The sequence below is a fragment of the Sphingomonas sp. MM-1 genome (assembly GCF_000347675.2).
Lineage (GTDB): Bacteria > Pseudomonadota > Alphaproteobacteria > Sphingomonadales > Sphingomonadaceae > Sphingomonas_E > Sphingomonas_E fennica.
On sequence record NC_020561.1, the window covers coordinates 2,499,192 to 2,517,157 of the forward strand.

21 protein-coding genes are annotated in these 17,966 nt (G+C 69.0%); 16 read left to right on the plus strand and 5 right to left on the minus strand.

Annotated elements, in window-relative coordinates:
- Positions 1–126: 126 nt before the first annotated feature.
- Positions 127–306 (minus strand): 50S ribosomal protein L32, encoded by a 180-nt coding sequence (gene rpmF, locus G432_RS11980; protein ID WP_015459093.1) that lies wholly within the window; start codon positions 304–306, stop codon positions 127–129.
- Positions 307–503: 197 nt separating this feature from the next.
- On the opposite strand from rpmF, the gene G432_RS11985 reads away from it, so the two are divergent.
- Positions 504–935 carry an MAPEG family protein gene (locus tag G432_RS11985; RefSeq protein WP_015459094.1) on the plus strand — a complete coding sequence of 144 codons (432 nt, stop codon included), beginning with the start codon at positions 504–506 and terminating at the stop codon, positions 933–935.
- Between the two features lie 20 nt (positions 936–955).
- Here G432_RS11985 and G432_RS11990 read toward each other — a convergent pair whose 3' ends face one another.
- Positions 956–1,624: an MBL fold metallo-hydrolase gene (locus G432_RS11990; protein WP_015459095.1), complete on the minus strand. Its 669-nt coding sequence runs from the start codon at positions 1,622–1,624 to the stop codon at positions 956–958.
- A 44-nt stretch (positions 1,625–1,668) separates the two neighbouring features.
- On the opposite strand from G432_RS11990, the gene pabB reads away from it, so the two are divergent.
- The 3 genes from pabB to msrA all read left to right on the plus strand — a co-directional run bounded on the left by pabB (position 1,669) and on the right by msrA (position 5,639).
- The gene (pabB, locus tag G432_RS11995; protein WP_015459096.1) at positions 1,669–3,429 is read left to right on the plus strand and encodes an aminodeoxychorismate synthase component I; all 1,761 of its coding nucleotides are present in this window, start codon (positions 1,669–1,671) and stop codon (positions 3,427–3,429) included.
- Positions 3,430–3,606: 177 nt separating this feature from the next.
- Positions 3,607–4,809, plus strand: coding sequence for a pyridoxal phosphate-dependent aminotransferase (locus G432_RS12000; protein ID WP_015459097.1), 1,203 nt, complete (start codon positions 3,607–3,609; stop codon positions 4,807–4,809).
- Positions 4,810–4,928: 119 nt separating this feature from the next.
- Entirely contained in the window at positions 4,929–5,639 is a 711-nt protein-coding gene (gene msrA / locus G432_RS12005; RefSeq protein WP_015459098.1) for a peptide-methionine (S)-S-oxide reductase MsrA, read from the plus strand.
- Between the two features lie 30 nt (positions 5,640–5,669).
- On the opposite strand, the gene pyk is transcribed toward msrA, so the two are convergent.
- A complete protein-coding gene (gene pyk, locus G432_RS12010; protein WP_015459099.1) occupies positions 5,670–7,133 on the minus strand; it encodes a pyruvate kinase in 1,464 nt (487 codons plus the stop codon).
- A gap of 79 nt (positions 7,134–7,212) precedes the next feature.
- Here pyk and G432_RS12015 point away from each other — a divergent pair, with 79 nt between their 5' ends.
- From G432_RS12015 to ruvA, 11 genes are all read left to right on the plus strand, one after another.
- The gene (locus G432_RS12015; RefSeq protein WP_015459100.1) at positions 7,213–7,626 is read left to right on the plus strand and encodes a DUF1244 domain-containing protein; all 414 of its coding nucleotides are present in this window, start codon (positions 7,213–7,215) and stop codon (positions 7,624–7,626) included.
- Positions 7,627–7,739: 113 nt separating this feature from the next.
- Positions 7,740–9,092 (plus strand): metal-dependent hydrolase family protein, encoded by a 1,353-nt coding sequence (locus tag G432_RS12020; protein ID WP_015459101.1) that lies wholly within the window; start codon positions 7,740–7,742, stop codon positions 9,090–9,092.
- A gap of 163 nt (positions 9,093–9,255) precedes the next feature.
- The gene (locus G432_RS12025) at positions 9,256–9,864 is read left to right on the plus strand and encodes a PEPxxWA-CTERM sorting domain-containing protein (RefSeq protein ID WP_015459102.1); all 609 of its coding nucleotides are present in this window, start codon (positions 9,256–9,258) and stop codon (positions 9,862–9,864) included.
- Positions 9,865–10,044: 180 nt separating this feature from the next.
- Positions 10,045–10,287 carry a DUF2312 domain-containing protein gene (locus G432_RS12030; protein WP_015459103.1) on the plus strand — a complete coding sequence of 81 codons (243 nt, stop codon included), beginning with the start codon at positions 10,045–10,047 and terminating at the stop codon, positions 10,285–10,287.
- 27 nt (positions 10,288–10,314) lie between these two features.
- Complete coding sequence (locus G432_RS12035) at positions 10,315–10,983, plus strand: glutathione S-transferase family protein (protein WP_015459104.1); 669 nt, start codon at positions 10,315–10,317, stop codon at positions 10,981–10,983.
- Positions 10,984–11,013: 30 nt separating this feature from the next.
- Positions 11,014–11,331 carry a heavy metal-binding domain-containing protein gene (locus G432_RS12040; RefSeq protein WP_015459105.1) on the plus strand — a complete coding sequence of 106 codons (318 nt, stop codon included), beginning with the start codon at positions 11,014–11,016 and terminating at the stop codon, positions 11,329–11,331.
- Positions 11,328–12,071, plus strand: a complete 744-nt coding sequence (locus G432_RS12045) for a hypothetical protein (RefSeq protein WP_015459106.1) — start codon at positions 11,328–11,330, stop codon at positions 12,069–12,071. The genes G432_RS12040 and G432_RS12045 overlap by 4 nt, the downstream gene beginning before the upstream one ends.
- 44 nt (positions 12,072–12,115) lie before the next feature.
- Entirely contained in the window at positions 12,116–12,859 is a 744-nt protein-coding gene (locus G432_RS12050) for a YebC/PmpR family DNA-binding transcriptional regulator (protein ID WP_015459107.1), read from the plus strand.
- Positions 12,860–12,947: 88 nt separating this feature from the next.
- A complete protein-coding gene (locus tag G432_RS12055) occupies positions 12,948–13,307 on the plus strand; it encodes an endonuclease domain-containing protein (RefSeq protein ID WP_015459108.1) in 360 nt (119 codons plus the stop codon).
- Positions 13,304–13,801 (plus strand): crossover junction endodeoxyribonuclease RuvC, encoded by a 498-nt coding sequence (gene ruvC / locus G432_RS12060; protein ID WP_015459109.1) that lies wholly within the window; start codon positions 13,304–13,306, stop codon positions 13,799–13,801. The genes G432_RS12055 and ruvC overlap by 4 nt, the downstream gene beginning before the upstream one ends.
- Positions 13,798–14,397, plus strand: coding sequence for a Holliday junction branch migration protein RuvA (gene ruvA / locus G432_RS12065; RefSeq protein WP_015459110.1), 600 nt, complete (start codon positions 13,798–13,800; stop codon positions 14,395–14,397). The genes ruvC and ruvA overlap by 4 nt, the downstream gene beginning before the upstream one ends.
- A 261-nt stretch (positions 14,398–14,658) precedes the next feature.
- Here ruvA and G432_RS12070 read toward each other — a convergent pair whose 3' ends face one another.
- A complete protein-coding gene (locus G432_RS12070; protein ID WP_015459111.1) occupies positions 14,659–15,522 on the minus strand; it encodes a 2-hydroxyacid dehydrogenase in 864 nt (287 codons plus the stop codon).
- Positions 15,523–15,605: 83 nt separating this feature from the next.
- A complete protein-coding gene (locus tag G432_RS12075) occupies positions 15,606–16,727 on the minus strand; it encodes a dipeptidase (protein WP_041864895.1) in 1,122 nt (373 codons plus the stop codon).
- Between the two features lie 200 nt (positions 16,728–16,927).
- On the opposite strand from G432_RS12075, the gene ruvB reads away from it, so the two are divergent.
- Positions 16,928–17,956, plus strand: coding sequence for a Holliday junction branch migration DNA helicase RuvB (gene ruvB / locus G432_RS12080; protein ID WP_015459113.1), 1,029 nt, complete (start codon positions 16,928–16,930; stop codon positions 17,954–17,956).
- Positions 17,957–17,966: the final 10 nt, after the last annotated feature.

Sequence of the window (17,966 nt, forward strand, 5' to 3'; positions counted from 1 at the left end):
GACGGGCGCGAATCGCCACCGTCGATCCCATCAAGGTCTCAACCGCTGGAACAGGCCGGACCGGCGATCCAAATCGCGGCGCCAGGCGCCGCGATTCGCTATCGCCAGAAAGACCGGCCGACCGGTTCAGGCTTCGACCGAAACGATCTCGCGACCATTATAGTGGCCGCACGCGTTGCACAGGTTGTGCGGGCGCTTCAGCTCGCCGCAGTTCGGGCATTCCTGAAAGGATTCGACCGAAAGCGCATCGTGGCTACGGCGCATGTTACGCCGCGACGGCGAAGTTTTTCTCTTAGGGACGGCCATCTCGGCACCTGTTCCATCTGTGCAAAAAAGAATAAGCGACGAGTTTCGCCGCCAGCGGACCCGCACCCGTCGGGGTGGAGGACCAAGCGGCCAGGCTCGTCGCGAACGGGTGCCCTATAGCGATTTCGGCCCATGTTGCAAGCTGCCGTGCGCCGTGCGAACCAGTTCATCGACAAAAATGGAGGGGGAACAGCCGCATGACGATCCTGCCGATCACGCTGACCTTCGCCGCGGCGGCGACGATCATCAACCTCTGGCTGGGCTTCCGGGTGAGCCAGATCCGCACCAGCGCCAAGGTGCTGACCGGCGACGGCGGCAATCCGCTGCTCCTCGCCCGGATGCGCGCGCATGCCAACTATACGGAATATACGCCCTTCTTCCTGATCCTGGTCGGCCTGATCGAGCTGGCGCGCGGATCGCAGCTCTGGCTGTCGATTCTGGCGGCGGCCTTCGTGGTGGGGCGCATCCTCCACGCCTTCGGGATGGACAGCGTGGATAAGCCCGCCAAGGGGCGGATCATCGGCATCCTCGTCACATGGCTGGTGCTGATCGGCCTTGCCGGCTGGGCGCTGGTGATCGCCTATCTCGGCATGCCGACGCCGGTGACGGCGGACATGGTGGCCGGCTGATTCGGATCGGCGCGGCGGGCTTATCCCCGCGCCAGTACCTGATCGGCGACGAACGGGTTGGTCTGCCGTTCATGGCCGAAGGTGGACATCGGGCCATGGCCGCAGACGAAGGCGGTTTCCGCCCCCAGCGGCCAGAGCTTGCTGGTGATCGCGTCGATCAGGTCGGCATGGTTGCCCATCGGAAAGTCGGTCCGGCCGATCGATCCCTGGAACAGCACGTCGCCGACGATGGCCAGCCGCGAGGGCGCGTGGTGGAACACGACATGGCCGGGCGTGTGTCCGGGGCAGTGGATCACGTCCAGCACCAGATCGCCCACCGTCACCGTGTCGCCGTCGCCAAGCCAGCGATCGGGCTCGAACGGCTGGCCCTCGATCCCGTAATTGCGGCCGTCGTCGGCCAGCCGCGCGATCCAGAAGCGGTCGTCCTCGTGCGGGCCTTCGATCGGCACGCCAAGCTCCCGGGCGAGGATGCCGGTGCCGCCGCAATGATCGATATGGCCGTGGGTGACGAGCAGCTTTTCCACGGTGACGCCCGCTTTCTCCGCCGCCGCCTTCAGCCGGGGCAGATCACCGCCGGCATCGATGAAGGCGCCGCGCATCGTCCGGGTGCACCAGATCAGCGTGCAATTCTGCTGGAGCGGGGTGACGGGCACGATGGCCGCGCGGAGCGGGGGGACGGTCTCAGTCATCGACGGGGGTTTACGAAAGGGCTTCCGGCGCGGCAACAGGCGGCGTGACGATCGACACCGACCAGCCCTTCATCCTCCTCGACGACGCCCGCGCGGACGGCGGCGGCGCGCGGCTCTACGTGCGGCCCATCGGGGTGGTTTCAGCGTCGCGGCTGGATGAGGTGGCGCCCGCGCTGGCGGCGCTGCGCGCCGCCGCCGCGCGGGGCCTGCATGCGGCGGGCTATATCGGTTACGAGGCCGGGCTGGCGCTGGAAGGGCGGCTCGATCGGCTGCCGGTGGCCCAGGGCGGCGCGCCGCTTCTGTGGTTCGGGCTGTTCGAGGGATTTTCCCGGCCCGATGCGGATGCGCTCGCCGCGATGCTGGGCAATCCGGCGGGGGCATGGGCGGGGGCCCCGCGCCCGCGCATCGCCTTTGCGGACTATGCCGCCGCCTTCGATCGGGTGGCGGGCTATATTGCGGCGGGCGACATCTATCAGGCGAATCTCAGCTTCCGGGCCGACGTCCCTATGGCCGGCGATCCGCTTGCGCTCTACGCCGCGATGCGCAGCGCCAGCCGGAGCGGCTGGGGCGGGGTGGTCTTCACCGGCCGGCACTGGCTGCTCTCCTGCTCGCCGGAGCTGTTCTTCACGCTGGAGGAAGGGCGCCTCACCGCCCGGCCGATGAAGGGAACCGCGCGGCGCGATGCCGATCCCGCCCGCGATGCGGCGCTGGCCGGGGCGCTGGCCGCCGATGCCAAGGAACGCGCCGAGAATCTGATGATCGTCGATCTGCTGCGCAACGATCTCGCCCGCGTGGCGGAGGCCGGCAGCGTGGCGGTGCCCGCTCTGTTCACCGTGGAAACCTACCCGACCATCCACACCCTCACCTCCACCGTCACCGCGCGGCTGGCGCCGGGGCGCGACGCGGTGGACGTATTGGCGGCGATATTCCCTTGCGGATCGGTGACGGGCGCCCCCAAGATCCGCGCGATGGAAATCATCGCCGGGGTGGAGGCCGACGCCCGCGGCCCCTATACGGGGTCGATCGGCTGGCTCGATCCGGCGGGCGATGCGGCGTTCAACGTCGCGATTCGCACGCTGGCGATGGAACAGGGGAGCAGGGTTGCGGAACTGGGGCTGGGATCGGCGGTGGTCGCCGATTCGACCGCGGCGGGCGAATGGCGCGAGTGCCTGGCCAAGGGCGCGTTCGTGACGGCGGCGATGCGCCCGTTCGATCTGATCGAGACGATGCGGTTCGACGCCGCCGGCGGGCTGGTGGAGCTGGAACGCCACCTCGCCCGCATGAAGGCATCGGCCGATGCGCTGGATTTCCCGTTCGACCGCCACGTCGCCCGCAACGAATTGCAGGCCGCGACCTTCCGGTTGCGCGATCCGCGCCGCGTGCGCCTGATGCTTTCGCCGAGCGGGGCGCTGGCGGTGGAGGTGCGGCCGCTGCCCGCCAATCCCGCCGTGGCGAACGTGGCCATGGCGCCGCTGCCGGTGGCGCCGGGCGATTTCCGCCTGCGCCACAAGACCAGCGATCGCGCCGCGCATGATGATGCGCGCCGCGCCGCCGGCACTTTCGAGGTGCTGTTCACCGATCCCGAAGGCCGGCTGACCGAGGGCAGCTTCACCAGCCTGTTCGTGGCGCGCGGCGGCCGGCTGGTGACGCCGCCGCTGGAGCGCGGGCTGCTGCCCGGCATCCTCCGCGAGGTGCTGATCGCCGAGGGCCGCGCCGAGGAGGGGGACCTCGCGCCCGCCGACCTGGCCGGCGGCTTCTTCATCGGCAATTCGCTGCGCGGGCTGATCCCGGCGCGGCTGGTTTGAAACTTCGCTGCTAGCAGTTTTCGGGCGGTGCCGGCCCACTCCCAAAACCGGGCCCCGCGCAATCCAGCTTCACGGCAGCCACCAATTTCTTGTCCAATGTTGCGCCGCCGCGGTTGAGGAAAGGGGGCGCGGAGGCTATAGGCCCGCGCGCCTGTCAATCCCCTGGGGACACGATTCATGACCTTCACGTCCGCCGCGCTCGGCCGCATCCAGCCGTCCGCCACGCTTGCCATGACCAGCCGCGTCCTGGAGCAGAAGGCGAAGGGGATCGACGTGATCGGTCTTTCGGCCGGCGAGCCCGATTTCGACACGCCCGATTTCGTGAAGGCCGCCGCGATCGAGGCGATCCAGCAAGGCAAGACCAAATATACCAATGTCGACGGCACGGCCGAGCTGAAGGCCGCCATCGCCGCCAAGTTCAAGCGCGACAACGGCCTGGTCTACGAACCCGCGCAGATCAGCGTGAACGTAGGCGGCAAGCACACCCTGTTCAACGCGCTGGTCGCCACCGTCGATCCGGGTGACGAGGTGATCATCCCCGCGCCTTATTGGGTGAGCTATCCCGATATCGTCGCCTTCGCGGGCGGCGTGCCCGTGATGATCGCGGCGGGCGCCGCGCAGAATTACAAGGTGACGCCCGAGCAGCTCGATGCCGCGATCACGCCGCGGACCAAGTGGGTGCTGCTCAACTCGCCGTCCAACCCCTCGGGCGCGGCCTATAGCGAAGCCGAGCTGAAGGCCCTGGCCGAGGTGCTGCGCCGCCACCCGCACGTGTGGGTGATGACCGACGATATGTATGAGCATATCGTCTATGACGATTTCCACTTCACCACGATCGCCCAGGTCGCGCCCGATCTCTATGAGCGGACGCTGACGGTGAACGGCTGCTCCAAGGCCTATTCGATGACCGGCTGGCGCATCGGCTTCGCCGGCGGGCCGATCTGGCTCATCAAGGCGATGGCCAAGCTGCAGTCGCAATCGACCTCCAACCCCTGCTCGATCGCGCAGGCGGCGGCGACGGCGGCGCTCAACGGCGACCAGGGCTTCCTCAAGGATCGCGCCCGCGCCTTCCAGGTCCGCCGCGATCTGGTGGTCGGCCGGCTGAACGCGATCGACGGCATCCACTGCCCGGTCCCCGAAGGCGCCTTCTACGTCTATCCCGACGTTTCGGGCCTGATCGGCCGCAAGACGCCGGCCGGCCTCGTCATCGAGAATGACGAGATGCTGATCGGCTATCTGCTGGACGAAGGCCGCGTCGCCGCCGTCCATGGCGGGGCCTTCGGTCTCTCGCCGGCCTTCCGCGTGAGCTACGCCACCTCCGAATCGATCCTGACCACGGCCTGCGATCGCATCGCCGAGGCCTGCGCCGCGCTGAAATAAGCCAGGGGCCGCCCCCTTCGCCAGATCGGAGGCGAAAGGGGCGGCCTTTTCCACCGCCGGCCTTGCAACCGGCCGCTGCCCGCCCACTTATCCATCATCGCGGATATGCGAGGTGCAGCGTGGCGCGGACCCATCTGATCGCAGCTTTATTGGCCACGGGCGTCGCGGTCGGCATGCTGGCGCCGATCGCGCGGCCCGATTTTTCGGCCGCGACCGCCGCCGAGACGGTGGTGGGCCTGCCGCCGCCCGCGCTCGATCCGCCCTCCACCGCATCCTCCGACACGGCGATCCTCGCCGGCGGCTGCTTCTGGGGCGTGCAGGGCGTGTTCCAGCATGTGAAGGGCGTCACCTCCGCCGTGTCCGGCTATGCCGGCGGGGACAGGGCGGCGGCGCGTTACGGCACGGTCCGGTCGGGCGCCACCGGCCATGCCGAGGCGGTGCGCATCACCTATGATCCCCGCCAGATCAGCTATGGCCGGCTGCTGCAGATCTTCTTCTCGGTGGTGCACGATCCCACCCAGCAGGACCGGCAGGGGCCGGATGTCGGCCCGCAATATCGATCGGCGATCATGCCCGCCGGCGAGGCGCAGCGGCGGGTGGCGGCGGCCTATATCGCCCAGCTCGGCAAGGCGCGGGCCTGGCCCCGCCCGATCGTGACGCGGATCGAGCCGGGCAAGGCCTTCTTCCCGGCCGAGCCCTATCATCAGGACTATCTGGCCCGGCATCCCGACCAGTTCTACATCCGCGTCAACGACCTGCCGAAGATCGCCGCGCTCCGGCAGGCCTTTCCGTCGCTCTATCGGGCCAGGCCGGTGCTGGTCGCCGGGTGAGGCGAGCGGCCCGCCGGCCCGTCGCATCCCTCAGGCGCCGTGCCCCTTCAGCTCTTGGCCGGTGAGGCGGACGACATGGAGCACGTTGGTCGATCCCGGCGTTCCGAACGGCACGCCCGCCATCACGATGATGCGATCGCCGGCATGGGCGATCTTGTGGCGGAGCGCCATGCGCTTGGCCTTGCCGACCATTTCCTCGAAGCTCGCGACGTCGCGGGTGTGGACGGCGTGCGCGCCCCAGAGCAGGCCGAGCCGCCGCGCGGTCGCCTGGCTGGGGGTGAGGACGAGCACGGGCACGTCCGGTCGCTCGCGCGAGATGCGGCGCGCGGTGGAGCCCGAAAGGGTGAAGCAGATGATCGCGGCGGCCGAAACCGTGCGCGCGATATTGCCGGCGGCCTCGGCCAGCGCGTCCGCCGTGGTGGGATCGGCCGGCGTCTCGGTGAAGTGGAGGCGCGCCTGATAGCCGGGGTCCTGCTCCACCGACACGGCGATGCGGTTCATCATCGCCACCGCTTCCTCCGGCCAGCTTCCCGCCGCCGATTCGGCCGAAAGCATCACCGCGTCCGCGCCGTCATAGATGGCGGTCGCGACATCCGACACTTCGGCGCGCGTGGGCGAGGGGGACTGGATCATCGATTCCAGCATCTGGGTGGCGACCACCACCGGCCGGCCCATGCGGCGCGCGGTTTCGACGATGCGCTTCTGCGCGGGCGGCACCAGCTCGGGCGGCAGCTCCACGCCAAGGTCGCCGCGCGCCACCATCACCGCGTCGGCCAGCTCCAATATCTCCTCCAGCCGGTCCAGCGCGGCCGGCTTCTCGATCTTGGCGAGCAGCGCCGCCTTGCCGCCGATCAGCCGGCGCGCCTCGGCCACGTCCTCGGGCCGCTGGACGAAGCTCAGGGCGATCCAGTCGGCCCCCTGCTCCAGCGCGAAGGCAAGGTCCTTGCGGTCCTTTTCGGTGAGCGCCGCCATCGGCACCACCACGTCGGGCACGTTCAGGCCCTTGCGGTTGGAAAGCGGGCCGCCGACCTCGACGATGGTGTCGACGCGATCCTCGTCCACGTCGGTGACGCGCAGCACCAGCTTGCCGTCGTCCAGCAGCAGTCGCGCGCCGGGGCGCAGCGCCTGGAATATCTCCTTGTGGGGAAGCTGCACGCGATGCTGGTCGCCGGGCGCGGGATCGCGATCCAGCCGGAAGGGATCGCCCGTGCGCAGGTGAACGGCGCCGTCGGTGAAGGTGCCGACGCGCAGCTTCGGGCCCTGCAGGTCGAACAGGATCGTCGTCGGCCGGTCCAACTCCTTCTCCAGCGCCCGGATCGCCGTGACCAGCGCCGCCTTGTCGTCATGGCCGCCGTGGCTCATGTTGATGCGGAATGCGTCGGCACCGGCCAGATAGAGCTTGCGGATCATCTCCGGCGTCGCGCTGGCGGGACCGAGCGTGGCGAGCACGCGGACCTTGCGCTCTCGGGCCTGGGCGGCGAACTTGTTTGCCATCGGCATCGATCCTCTGCTTGCGGGATGAAGCCGGCTCGTTAGTCCCTATTTGCGACAGATCAAGTTTGGAGTTTGCGCCATGAAACCCACAGAAACGGTCCAGCGCCCGGAAGATGTGATCGACGATGCGACCGCGGCGGCCGCTTTCCGCCGGCTGCTGCGCCATCTGCGGCACCGGGCGGATGCCCAGAATATCGATCTGATGGGGCTGGCCGGCTTCTGCCGCAACTGCCTGGCGGACTGGGTTTCCGAAGCCTCGCACGGCAAGTTCGATGCGGAGACGGCGCGCCACCTCGTCTACGGCATGCCCTATGGCGAATGGAAGGCGCGCAACAACACGCCGGCCACGCCCGAGCAGATCGCGAAGATGGAAGCGAGCATGGCGCTGAACCGCACCCGCGAGCAGGAGGCGCTGGACGAGGGGCTGGACCAGTCGCTGGAAGACAGCTTCCCCGCCAGCGATCCGCCCTCCCAGACCGATCCGTCGCGCTGAGCGGCGGGGGCGGCCGCCGCTCTTTCCGGGTGGCGGCCCGATTTTATCGTTCCCCTATTCCCATCCGCCCGAACCGGGATAAGGTGATGGATCAAAAGGGGGAATCACAAAAAATGCGAAAGACGATACTGGCGGCCTGCACGGCGATCCTGATGGCCGGGACCGCCCATGCGCAGGCCGTGCCCGCGGCTCCGGCCACCCAGGCGGCGGCGCATGTCACCTATATCCACGCGGGCGCGCTGCTCGACCGGCCGGGCGGCAGGCCGCGCGGCGCCTCCACCGTGATCGTGCGCGACGGCAAGATCGCCGAGGTGCGCGACGGCTTCGCCGCGCCGGAGGGCGGGGCCGAACTGGTCGACCTCAAGGACCGTTTCGTCCTGCCGGGGCTGATCGACATGCACGTCCACCTCTACAGCGACGGCGATCCGCTGAAGGAACGGCTGGAAGGGCCGGGGCGCGATTATGAGGACGAATTCGTCATCGCCGCCCGCCATGCCCGCGTCACGCTCGAATCGGGCTTCACCACCGTGCGCGATCTGGGCGGGGAGCCGCGCGGCATCGCCACGCTGCGCGACGCCATCAACGCCGGCGACCTGCCGGGGCCGACGATCGTGCCGGCGGGGAAGATGATCTCCGTGTCCGGCGGGCATGGCGACGCCAACGGCGTGAACCGCGATCTTTATGAGGCGATGCACCAGCATCAGACCAATATCTGCGACGGCGCCGACGAATGCCGCCGCGCGGTGCGCGCCCAGATCCGCGACGGGGCGGAAGTCATCAAGTTCGCGGCGACGGGCGGGGTGCTCTCCAACGTCGCCGGCGGGCTCGGCCGGCAGATGACGCCGGACGAGATGCGCGCCATCGTCGAGACCGCGCACAGCTTCGGCCGCAAGGCGACCGCGCATGCCCATGGCAAGGAAGGGATCGAGACCGCGCTCGAGGCGGGCGTCGATTCGATCGAGCATGGCAGCTTCCTCGACGAGAATACGGTGAAGCTGTTCAAGGCGAAGGGCGCCTATCTGGTGCCGACGATGATCGCGCCGGTGACGGCGCTGCGCAACGCCCGGGCCGGCGCGCTGCCCGCGCCGACGCTGGTGAAGGCGGAGGCCGCCGCCGCCGCCGCCAAGAAGAATCATGCGCTGGCGGTGCGCTCTGGCGTGAAGATCGCCTTCGGCACCGATACCGGCGTGTCGAAGCATGGCGACAATGCGCAGGAATTCGCGCTGATGCTGGAAGCGGGGATGACCGCGGACCAGGCGATCCGCGCGGCGACGCTGGATGCGGCCGACCTGCTCGGCCGCGCCGACCGGCTGGGCAGCATCGAGCCCGGCAAGGATGCCGATATCATCGCCGTCGCGGGAAGCCCGCTGGAGGATGTGCATCGGCTGGAAACGGTGGATTTCGTGATGCGCCACGGCACCGTCCACAAGCTCGGCGGCAAGCGCCAGCCCTTCCCGGTCGATTGATGTTCGGGTGGCGCGGGAGGGTTGGGCTCCCGCGCTACTCCTGTCGGGCTAGTTTACATCTCGTAATAGTTAACAGTGTTTTGCACTAGAATTGCCGTTGTTGGCACGATTCCTGCTTTGCTCCCGACGTTATATTCCAGAGGGGAGTAGTAGCGTGAAATCCATGTTCCTGAAGATCGCCGCCGCGGCCAGCCTCGGTCTTGCCGCGATCGCGCCCGCCAATGCGGCGGTGACGTTCGAGATCGACCAGAGCGCCGCCAATACCTACGTCAATTATTCCTATAATCAGCTGGGGTGGAGCAACTTCTCCGCCACGCTCGCGGATCTGCCGACGAGCTTGAAGACGCTGGAGATCGGCGAGAGCTGGACTTTCGATTTCATCGACATCTCGATCGGCGGCATCGGCGCCGGCGCGGTGGAACTGGCCGCCCAGCTTTCGTTCCTCACGCCGGGTGGCTCGGCTCCGGGCGAGGCCAGCGGCTGGTATGCCGTCGCCTTCTTCACCGCCGCCGGAGGCCTGACCTGGGACGGGCCGACGACGATCACTGCCAACGGCGCGACCTATCAGGTGGCGCTGGAAAATCTCGGCGGCCTCGATTTCGGCCATCCCATCACCGAGACCATCTCCGCCACCGTCACGCTGATCGGGCAGGACGTCGTCTCCGCCCCGGTGCCGGAACCGGCGAGCTGGGCGATGCTGATCGCGGGCTTCGGCCTGGTCGGCGGCGCGATGCGCCTGCGCGCGCCGCGCCGGGTGGCGATCGCCGCCTGATAACGGCCGCATAGACGGACCCGGATCGCAGGGAGGCGCCGTCGGCCGCGAGGCCGGCGGCGCTTTCGCGTTTCGGGCGGACGGCGCGGAAAATGCGGCCCCGGAAGACGAGACCGGTTCCGTGCGGGGCGAAACCGCTCTAGAGGCTCCGCTTCCACCGAATCAGGAGTGAACGACCGGATGAGCGAACCTAATGTCGCGGCCGATCAGCTGAGGCTGTTCATCGAGCGCATCGAGCGGCTGGAAGAAGAGAAGAAGGGCATTTCGGACGACATCAAGGACGTCTATCTGGAAGCCAAGAGCCAGGGCTATGATGTCAAGACGATGCGTGCCATCGTCCGGCTGCGGAAGATGGAGAAGCATGCCCGCGATGAGGCGGAGGCCCTGCTCGAAACCTACAAGGCGGCGCTTGGCCTCGGCTAACATGACCGCACCGGCGCCGGCGGAGCGATGAAGCTCTACGGCGTCGCCTTTTCGCCTTATGCCCAGCGCTGCCTGATGGTGGCGCGGGCCAAGGGCCATGATCTCTCCCTGTTGCCGCCGCCGCCCGACGGCGACTGGCGATCGCCCGCCTATCGCGCGATCAACCCGCTGGCCAAGCTGCCCTGCCTGGATGATGGCGGCTTCATCCTGCCCGAATCCGGCCCCATCGCCGACTATCTCGATGCCGTCCTGCCCGGCCCTTCGCTATGGCCCGCGGACCCGCGCGCCCGCGCACGCGCCGCCTTCGCCGCCCGCATGGTGGATGTGGAGATCGGCCCCGGCGTCTCGATGCTGCTGGGCCATGCGCTGTTCGGGATGGGCGGCGAGGATGCCGTCGCCCGCGCGATGCGCCGGGTGGCGCGCGGTCTCGGCGCCATCGCCCATTTCCGGGATGCCGCCGCGCGCTGGGCGCAGGACGACCGCTTCGGCCATGCCGATGCCGCGCTGATGCCGATGCTGGCCGTATGCGATCGCTTCGGCGATCCCACCGCGATCCGGGCCGACCCCGGCCTTGCCGCTTATCGGGATCGCGCCTTGGGCAGCGACGCCGGCCGCCGGATGGCGGGGGAGATGGCGGCAAGCTTCGATGCCTTCCTCGCGCGGCCGCTGGCGGCGCGCGGCCGGATCGGGCAGTAAGGGATTGCAACGGCAATGGGGAGCCCGGCGATGATCGTCACCACCACCACGCTGATCGAGGGCCGCCCGGTTCGCGACTATCTGGGCATCGTCACCGGCGAGGTGATCGTCGGCGCCAACCTGTTCAAGGATCTGTTCGCCTCGGTGCGCGACATCGTCGGCGGCCGGTCCGGCGCCTATGAAGGCGCGCTGCGCGATGCGCGGACGGCCGCGTTCGAGGAGCTGACGTCCGAGGCGCGCGATCTCGGCGCCGATGCCGTGATCGGCGTCGACATCGATTATGAGGTGCTGGGCCAGAACGGATCGATGCTGATGGTTTCGGTGAGCGGCACGGCGGTGAAGCTTTGAGCGGCGCCGTGATCGAGCCGGACGTTGCCGGCGTCCGCCGCGCGGTGATCGCCCATCTGAAGCCGCCGCACATGACCGCCGACATCTGGCTGATCGCGCTCGCCATCACCACCGGCACCAACCTGATCGACTTCGCGACCAAGCCGCAGCCGGGGGAGATGTCCGGCGCGTTCATCGCCGCCGCCGCGATCCGAGTCATCGCCGTGTTCTGGCTGGCTTATGCGGTGATCCGCCGCATCGCCGGCGTGCCCCGGCCCTTCGCCCCCGGCGCGCCGCTGGCGCGCTATCTGGGCGTGACGATCCTGCTCGCGATCGGCTTCGGCCTGTTTTCGGCGCTGGGCACCATCGCCACCGGCAAGGATGCGGCGATCGCCGATATCTGGCTGGCGCACATGATCACCACCGCCATCTGGTATGCCTTCACCATCGCCATCCTCGCCTGGCAGGCGGCGCTGGCGATCGGGGATGCGGGCTTTCCCCTGCGCCACATCTTCGCCCGCCAGCAGGGGCGGCTGGTGCCCCTGTGGCTGGCTTATGCCGCGCTGGTGCTGCCGTTCGCCGCCGTGCATTTCGCGCTCACCCTGGTCGCGGTGAAGATCGCCCTGCCGGCGCGCGCGCTGGCGGCGCTGTCGCTGGTCGATGGTGCGGTATCGGCGGTGCAGCTGGCGATCGGCTGCGCGCTGGGCGTGGTGGCGTGGAAGATCGCGTTGCCGTTGCGCGAAGGGGCTGCCTCCCGCTAAGGAGCGCGCACAATTCCGACAGACAGCACAGGACCGCGACGGCAATGGCCGGCCATTCCAAATTCAAGAACATCATGCACCGCAAGGGTGCGCAGGATAAGAAGCGCTCGGCGCTGTTCTCCAAGCTCAGCCGCGAAATCACCGTGGCCGCCAAGATGGGCCTGCCCGATCCGGCGATGAACGCCCGCCTGCGCGCGGCCGTGCTCACCGCGCGCGCGGGCGGCATGCCCAAGGACAATATCGAGCGCGCGATCAACAAGGCGGCGGGCAGCGACGGCGAGAATTACGAGGAAGTGCGCTACGAGGGCTTCGGCCCCGGCGGCGTCAGCCTGATCATCGAGACGCTGACCGACAACCGCAACCGCACCGCCACCAACGTCCGCACCGCCGTTTCGAAGAATGGCGGCAATCTGGGCGCCAGCGGATCGGTGAGCCACGGCTTCGACCGGATGGGCCTGATCAACTATCCGGCCAGCGCGGGCGATGCCGACAAGGTGTTCGAGGCGGCGCTGGAAGCCGGCGCGGAGGATGTCTCCTCCAGCGACGAGGGCCATGAGATCTGGACCGCGACGGAAAATCTCCACGAAGTCGCCAAGGCGCTGGAAGCCGTGCTCGGCGATGCCGAGGGCGTGAAGCTCGCCTGGCGCCCGCAGACGCTGGTGTCGGTGGGCGAAGGCGATGCCGCGACGCTGTTCAAGCTGATCGACGCGCTCGACGACGACGACGACGTCCAGACCGTCTGGGCCAATTACGACGTCTCCGACGAGGTGATGGAAAAGCTGGGGTGATCGGAATCTGAGCCCCTCCCCTTCAGGGGAGGGGTTGGGGTGGGGAAGCCGGGTGAAATCGTGGGAACTTGGTAACCGCGCCCGTGGCATGCGTAATGATCCGACGCCCGCCGGAAAGCATCTCTGGTGCCACCTCTCCGGATCGCAGCTCGGCGGTTTCAAGTTTCGTCGCCAATCGGTGATAGGGCCGTTCATCGTCGATTTCTTCTGCCCTGCCGTCGGCCTGATCATCGAGGTCGATGGCGATACGCACGATCGGCAGCTGGATGCCTCTCGCGACGCGGCGCTCGCGGGCAAGGGCTTCCAAACTCTTCGCTTCACCAACCGGGACGTGGCGTGCGACATGGAGGCTGTGCTGACCGCGATCCTTGCCAAACTCTTGGCCATGCCTGACCGCTGGCCCCACCCCAACCCCTCCCCTGAAGGGGAGGGGCTTGCCGGCTCATGATCCTCATCGGTCTCGATCCCGGTCTCGGCACCACCGGCTGGGGGGTGATTGCGGCTGACGGCAACCGGCTCAGCCATATCGCCAACGGCCAGGTGAAGACGGAAACCCACGCGCCGCTGGCCGAACGGCTGGTGGCGCTGCACGATCAGCTGACGGACGTGCTGCTGGCCCACCGCCCCGATGCGGCGGCGGTGGAGGAGGTGTTCGTCAACGCCAATCCGCAATCCACGCTCAAGCTCGGGCAGGCGCGCGGCGTGGTGCTGCTGACGGTCGCCCGGCAGGGGATCGCGGTCGGCGAATATGCCGCGCGGCTCATCAAGAAGGCGGTGGTCGGCACCGGCGCCGCCGAAAAGCAGCAGGTGCACGCCATGGTCGCGCGGCTGCTGCCCGGCGCGAAGATCGCTGGCGCCGACGCGGCCGATGCGCTGGCCGTCGCCATCACCCACGCCCATCATCTGGCGAGCGCCAGGGCCATGAAGAGGATCATCGCATGATCGCACGGTTGACCGGCCTGCTCGCGGAGACGACGGCCGATCATGCGGTGATCGACGTCGGCGGCGTCGGCTATCTGGTGCAGGCTTCCGCCCGCACGCTTTCCGCCCTCGGCGCGGCGGGCGGGCAGGTGATGCTGTTCACCGAGATGCAGGTGCGCGAGGATGCGATCACGCTGTTCGGCTTCGGATCGGCGGGCGAGCGGGACTGGTTCCGCTTGTTGACCAGCGTGCAGGGCGTGGGCGGCCGCGTGGCGCTGGCGATCCTTTCCGCGCTGGCGCCCGACGAGCTTTCCCGCGCGGTCGCGGGCGGCGACAAGGCGATGGTGGCGCGGGCCAACGGCGTGGGGCCGAAGCTCGCGATGCGCATCGTCAACGAACTCAAGGACAAGGTGGGCGGCCTCGCGATCGGCGTGCCGGGCGCGGTTGTGGCGGCACCGGCGAGCAGCGCCGCGGGCGATGCGCTCTCCGCGCTCGCCAATCTCGGCTTCCGCCCCGCCGAGGCCAATGCGGCGGTGGCGGCCGCCGAGGAGGAGCTGGGGCCGGGCGCGACGCTCGATGCGCTGGTGCGCCTCGCGCTCAGGAAGGCGGCGCGCTAGGGGCGTCCTCCCTTCCCCGCTTCGCCAAGCCGGGGGAATCCTCATCCTGGGGCGCTGGAGGTTCCGTCGGGCCGGTCGCCGTCCATGGATTCCCGTTTTCGCGGGAATGACGGGGAGGGTCTGTCCCACCGGCGTCGGCAGCGGCCTTCCCGGCGAGAATGCCGCCGCGTTCGCGATCCCGTGCCGGCCATCGCCCGCAGGCTCACCATCGGGTGCCTCCTGCCTCGTCACTCACGCTTCCTCGGGAATGACGGAGAGGGCTTATTCCACCGGCGTCAGCAGCGGCTTTCCGGCAAAGAACGCCTCCACGTTCGCGATCACCAGATCGGCCATCGCCTTGCGCGTCTCGACGGTGGCGCTGCCCTGGTGGGGGAGGAGGACGACATTCTCCATCGCCAGCAGCGCTTCCGGCACATGCGGCTCGTGCGCGAACACGTCGAGGCCGACGGCGCCGAGGCGGCCTTCGGCCAGCGCCGCGACCAGCGCATCCTCGTCCACCACCGATCCCCGGGCGATGTTGATGAGCGTGCCGTCCGGCCCGAGCGCGTCGAGCACGGCGCGGTCGACCAGCCCGGCCGTGCCCTTGCCGCCCGGCGTGGCGACGACCAGCACGTCCACGCCGGCCGCCAGCGCCACCGTGTCGGCGGCGTAGCGATAGGGCGCGCCCGGAACGGGGGTGCGGCTGTGATAGGCGATCTCGCCGGCGAAGGGCGCGCACCGCTTTGCGATCGCGCTGCCGATCCGGCCGAGGCCGAGAATGCCGATGCGCCGGCCGGTGAGCTTGCGGGCCAGCGGCGGCGGCCCTTCCTTCTCCCAGCGGCCGTCGCGGACATAGCGATCGTAGAGCGCGACCCGGCGATAGACCGCGAACATCAGCGCGATGGCGGTGTCGGCGGTATCCTCCGTCAGCACGTCGGGCGTGTTGGTGACGGCGATGCCGCGCGCGCGGGCATGGGCCACGTCCACCTTGTCATAGCCGACCGCGCAGACCGCGATCAGCGCGAGATCCGGGCAGCGGTCGATCGTCGCGGCGTCGATCCCCTCGGCCCCGCCCGTCACCGCCGCGCGGATGCCGGGGCCGGGCGCGGTGCGCAGGTCGAACCGGCTTTGCAGGTCGTCGAGCATCCAGTGTGGCGGCTCCTGGACGAGCAGGAGGACGGGGGGCTTGTGAGGCAAGGGGTGGGCTTCTCTGTGTAAAAAGGGGCGGATCAGCCGCCCCACACCTCGCCATAAAGGCGCAGCAGGTTGCCGCCCAGTATCTTTTCGATCCGCGCCGCCGGCCAGCCCGCGCGGGCAAGATCGTCCGCCAGCATGCGGAAGCGCATATGGCTGTTATAATCCATCACCAGGTTGAAGACGTCCGGCCCCTCGCCCGGCGCCGCGATTCCCTTGGCGGCGCGGTCCTCGTAGAATTTCTTCTGGTTGGCGCGCGCATCGTCGTCGATCACCGTGGCGGAAAGCATGCCGTCCGTGCCGATCGCGACATGATCCTCGCCGCACACGTTCACGGCATGGGCCATGTGGCGGATCAGATCGTCCTTCGTCGGTTTGCCGCCGGGGACGAGGAAGGGCATCCAGTAGATGCCGGCCACGCCGCCCTTGTCCGCAAGCGCCTTCAGCTCCGCATCCCAGACGTTGCGGGGATTGTCGTGGAGCGAGCGGCAGCCGGTATGGCTGATGGTCAGCGGGCGCTTCGCCGCCGCGATTCCCTCGGCGATGGTGCGCTGGCCGCCGTGGGAGAGGTCCAGCAGCAGCCTTTCCGCCTCGATCCGTTCGATCGTGGCGCGGCCGAGCCTGGATAGCCCGGCATTGGCGGGCTCCAGCGATCCGTCGCCGGAAAGGTTGCGGAGATTGTAGGTGAGCTGGATCACGCGGACGCCCAGCCCCCTGAACAGCGCCACCCGATCCAGCACCGGGCCGATCACCGCCGAATCCTGCAGCCCATAGACGATGGCGATCCGGCCCGATGCCTTGGCGGCGCGGATATCGGCGGCGGTGAGCGCGTGGAGCAGGATATCGGGATTGTCGGCGATGACCTGGTCGCCGCCGGCAAGGGCCTGCACCGCCTGCTCCAGCGATACGTCATTGCCCGGATCGGCGACGGTCATCTGGATGGCGGTGGCGCCGGATGCGCGCATCTCGGCCAGCCCGCGCGGGGTGAAGCGGGTCATGCCCGGCTTGAAATCGGGATCGCTGACCGCGCCCAGCCCGTCGATCACGATCGCCTTGCGATAAAGCCGGTCGCCGAAGCCGGCGGGCGCGGCGCCCGCGCGCGACGCCAGCAGCAAGGCGGCCCCGCCCGCCAGCATGCCCCGTCTCGTCATGTCCATCGCCCGTTCCCCCTCTGGTAATGTTGGACCTGAAATGGCAGCCTGCCGGCGGTGATCGTCTCGCGCGCCTCTTCCTCTCCATTCGCCCGGCCGGCCTGCGCCATGGTCCGGGCGGACCGGATGGCAATCCTCAACTTCCTCAACTTCGTGTCAACCGCCGGCCCTCGACAAGCGGCGGCAGTGGCCGCTACGGCGATCGCGTGACCGATACCGACCGCATCCTCACCGCCGCCCGCCGCCCCGAGGACGTGGACGCCGCGCTCCGGCCCCGCAGCCTCGACGAGTTCGTCGGCCAGAAGGCCGCGCGGGAAAATCTGCGCGTGTTCATCGAGGCCGCGCGGGCGCGGGGCGACGCGCTGGATCATGTCCTGTTCTTCGGCCCGCCCGGCCTGGGCAAGACGACGCTGGCGCAGATCATCGCCAAGGAAATGGGATCGGGATTCCGCGCGACGTCCGGCCCCGTCATCGCCAAGGCCGGCGATCTCGCGGCGCTGCTCACCAATCTCGAGGATGGCGACGTGCTGTTCGTGGACGAGATCCACAGGCTGAGCCCGGCGGTGGAGGAGGTGCTCTATCCGGCGATGGAGGATCGCGCGCTCGATCTGATGATCGGCGAGGGGCCGTCGGCGCGGTCGGTGCGGATCGATCTGCCGCGCTTCACGCTGGTCGGCGCCACCACCCGGCAGGGCCTCATCACCACGCCGCTGCGCGACCGCTTCGGCATCCCCGTGCGCCTGCAATTCTATACGGTGGACGAGCTGGAGCGCGTGGTGACGCGCGCGGCGGGCCTGCTGGGCCTGGCGATCGCGCCCGATGGCGCGACGGAGATTGCCCGGCGCGCCCGCGGCACGCCGCGCATCGCCGGGCGGCTGCTCCGCCGCGTGCGCGATTTCGCCGATGTCGGGGGTCATGCCCTGGTCGATCGCAAGGCCGCCGATGCCGCGCTCAACCGGCTGGAGGTCGACCAGCTCGGCCTCGACGCCATGGACCGGCGCTACCTCACCATGATCGCCGACATCTATCGCGGCGGGCCGGTGGGGGTGGAGACCCTGGCCGCCGGCCTGTCCGAACCGCGCGACACGATCGAGGAGGTGATCGAGCCTTATCTGATCCAGCTCGGCCTCGTCGCCCGCACCGCGCGGGGGCGCTGCCTCAACGCGCTGGGGTGGAAGCATCTCGGCCTCAATCCGCCGCCGGGCGCGGAAGCCGGCCTGTTCGACGGAAAATAGGCGGCATTAG